The 531-nt window shown below is 36.9% G+C and carries 1 protein-coding gene; it reads left to right on the top strand.

Features of this window, described 5'->3' with window-relative positions:
- A partial coding sequence (locus BFL01S_RS20875) for a YvcA-related protein (protein ID WP_169799879.1) occupies positions 1-428 on the top strand: 428 nt, incomplete at its 5' end.
- Between the last annotated feature and the right edge of the window lie 103 nt (positions 429-531).

Raw genomic sequence — 531 nt, 5'->3', positions numbered from 1 at the left:
TTGATGGCATTGGTTATACGCGAAAAGGTGAAAGCAGTGAGGCATTTTTAGCTGGTATTCTGTATAATGACAAAACGGAAGCGTTGCTTAGAATTAAATATACAAATGCTCTATCTAATGATGAAACTGGAATTGGATATGCAAAAGAACTCTTAACGAATAGTATAGGTGAAGATATGAAATTTGACCGAATTGATGGAAAAGGAAAAGTAACGTACGTAGCACCGTTCACGATGGACGAAGGTTTATATGGCTATGCTGCCTATATTCATCCTGACAAAGGTTGGGGAGGAGTAGAGGTTGTATATTCTGCAAGTTGTGTAGATAACTTAAAGTCCTGTAACCCGCAAAAGGAAACATTTAAAAAGCGTGCGTACAAGTTGATTTCCTCAGTAAAATTCTTAAACAAAAATGAGGCTAAAAAATAAGTGTTACACGTTATTACACAAACATAAAATCAGGAGGCACCAAATGTTCATAAAACGAAAACGAATCATACTCGTACTTCTCAGTAGCCTATTCGTAGGCGGC

This window comes from Priestia flexa NBRC 15715, assembly GCF_001591565.1.
Classification (GTDB): Bacteria; Bacillota; Bacilli; order Bacillales; family Bacillaceae_H; genus Priestia; species Priestia flexa.
This window is presented reverse-complemented; position numbering and strand designations above follow the sequence as displayed.